This is a genomic window from Pseudomonas sp. P5_B2, assembly GCF_056400445.1.
In genome coordinates, this window is record NZ_JBFULH010000650.1 from 1 (window position 1) to 2,186 (window position 2,186).

A 2,186-nucleotide genomic window follows, 5' to 3' on the forward strand; every position below is an offset into this window, starting at 1 on the left:
GGCCACCATCAGTACCGGCGGCGTTTACTGATTTCAAGTCATTTGCAAATACTCACTGCTGGCGGTCGTTTTTGCCAGCAGTGATCATTCAGAGATCAACGCTTCAGTGACTTCAAATCGTTGAGCAGCACCAACAACGTCTGCAATTTTTCCGCGCCGAAGCGCTCTTGCAAGTGCTCATAGTTCTCCTCCATACGCCCCCTCATACTTTCAAAACAGCTATCTCCGGCAACGGTCAGTTTCACCAGCACTCTACGCTGGTCGTGTTCTGAGCGCCGTCGTTCGACCAGCTCCGCGCTTTCCATCCTTGCCAGTACCCCGGTCATGCTGGGCTTGAGAATGCACGCCAAGTCCGCCAAACGATTGATCTCCAGTTCACCCTGCTGACTGAGAATCCGCACTACACGCCATTGTTGCTCAGTGAGGCCTATATCCTTCAGGGAGGGCCGGAAAAAGCTCATGGCAACTTCACGAGCCTGGAGCAAGTTGAGTGTCAACGACTGTCGATGCCTGGACATTTAATACGACTCTAATTTAGTTAGCATATTAATTATATTATCACGCTGAAATACCATAAAGTTTCTTACTTCCATAAAAAACGGCGCCTTGGGCGCCGTCTATTTGATCGCTGACCTGAGCAGGTCAGAGCCTGATAACCGCTTTCAACACAGTCTTGAAGGTTTCCAATTGGTCGTCGCTGAATTGACTGAAGACTTTTTCCTGCTGTTCACGGGCTATTGACCACAATCCTTCTGTTTCATCGATTCCTTTAACCGTCAGACGCAAGCGCCCATTCTCTTCACAAACCAGCACCTTGCGGGTGAGATTGGCGACGGCCTCTTCGATTTCCCGGACGGGCATCGCCACCTCGCGCTGCAGATCCGTGAGGCTCAGCCCCGCATCATTTTCCAGCACCATCAGCATACGTGCCTCACTGGTCCGCAAGCCTGTCGACAATTGCCGCGGCTGATAGCTTGCCTGATAAGCGCGCAACGCTTGGGTCATGAGGTAGTACAAATTGTGGCTCAGCCTTCCTTGGAAGTGGCTGCTTGGAGGCTGACCTTCGGCACTTTTTGTCATGCGCGTGTGGGGCAACACCATGGAGTATGCACCCTGGTGGTACAGCAACGGCGAACGACCAAAATCATCGAAAGCCACTACCCTGCCAATCATGATCCAATGATCACCACCGTCCACCTGCTGATATTTTTTGCACTGAAATCGCGCTGAGCAATCAGCAAGAATTGGCGCCCCCCCGTGACCTGATTCGTATTCGATGCCTGCAAAACGATCGTCTTTCGGACGAGCGAAATTATTCGACAAATCAATTTGATCGGCAGCAAGCACATTCACGGCAAAGTGGGTAGCGGTAGCAAATACTTCATGACTTGTAGATCGCTTATCGATACTCCAGAGAATCAACGGCGGGTCGAGCGACACCGAGTTGAAGCTGTTGGCCGTCACCCCAACTTTGCGGCCGTTGTGATCGGCGGCTGTCACCACTGTCACACCGGTGGCGAAGTTGCCTAATGCGCGGCGAAATGCACGCGCATCAAAGGCGGAAGAAACGGCAATCTCATTTATATCGGACATGCAAGACTCCCGAGCACGCCCTAGGGCGCACTCTGATTATTTTTATGAGGGGCTTGTAGCTTGGCGTTGAACGGCCTCAGGCCATTGAAGGGTCGGGCTCAAGACCCATCAGTTCGCGACCGAGTATCTGCGCACAGACGTCGTAGTCGGTGTAGGCATGCGCCCCCGTAAGATGCGAATCTCGGAATAGGCGTTGCAACTCGTTGGTTTCAAACCATGCACCGCCGCCGGCCGCTTCCATCAGACGGTCCACGGCCTGGATACACATCTTTGTGGCATAGCCCTGATTGGTACGCCAGAACGTGAGCATGGTACGGCTTGGGTATTCGTGGCGCTCACTGTAATCAGAAATCTCTTCCCAGCTTTTTTCCAGCAGCGCTCGGGCGGCCGCAACCTGATGYGTGGATTCCGCCAGGCGCATCAATGCCGGGGTGGCTGCGCCGACAGCGGCACCGGTGTAGGCACGGACGCGGTTGCGGGTTTTCTCGCGGAAAACATCCAGCATGCGCTCGGCAATACCTAGGCTGACAGTCGAGAAGCCGCTGGCAAAATAAGGCCGATAAGGGGCGAAGAAAATCTTGCTGTCCGGATAC

At 53.6% G+C, this 2,186-nt stretch carries 3 protein-coding genes; all 3 read right to left on the bottom strand.

The window, feature by feature from the left end; all coding sequences use genetic code 11:
* Positions 1-95: 95 nt before the first annotated feature.
* Positions 96-518 carry a homoprotocatechuate degradation operon regulator HpaR gene (hpaR, locus tag AC1DRJ_RS25195; protein ID WP_477804548.1) on the bottom strand — a complete coding sequence of 141 codons (423 nt, stop codon included), beginning with the start codon at positions 516-518 and terminating at the stop codon, positions 96-98.
* Between the two features lie 124 nt (positions 519-642).
* A complete protein-coding gene (locus tag AC1DRJ_RS25200) occupies positions 643-1,593 on the bottom strand; it encodes a p-hydroxyphenylacetate 3-hydroxylase reductase component (protein WP_477804549.1) in 951 nt (316 codons plus the stop codon).
* A 76-nt stretch (positions 1,594-1,669) separates the two neighbouring features.
* The coding region (locus AC1DRJ_RS25205; RefSeq protein ID WP_477804550.1) for an acyl-CoA dehydrogenase family protein at positions 1,670-2,186 on the bottom strand (517 nt) is incomplete at its 5' end.

Bases quoted from the DNA above. Each gene is read 5' to 3' on its own strand.
- hpaR (WP_477804548.1), bottom strand. From the start codon at position 518: ATGTCCAGGCATCGACAGTCGTTGACACTCAACTTGCTCCAGGCTCGT.
- AC1DRJ_RS25200 (WP_477804549.1), bottom strand. From the start codon at position 1,593: ATGTCCGATATAAATGAGATTGCCGTTTCTTCCGCCTTTGATGCGCGT.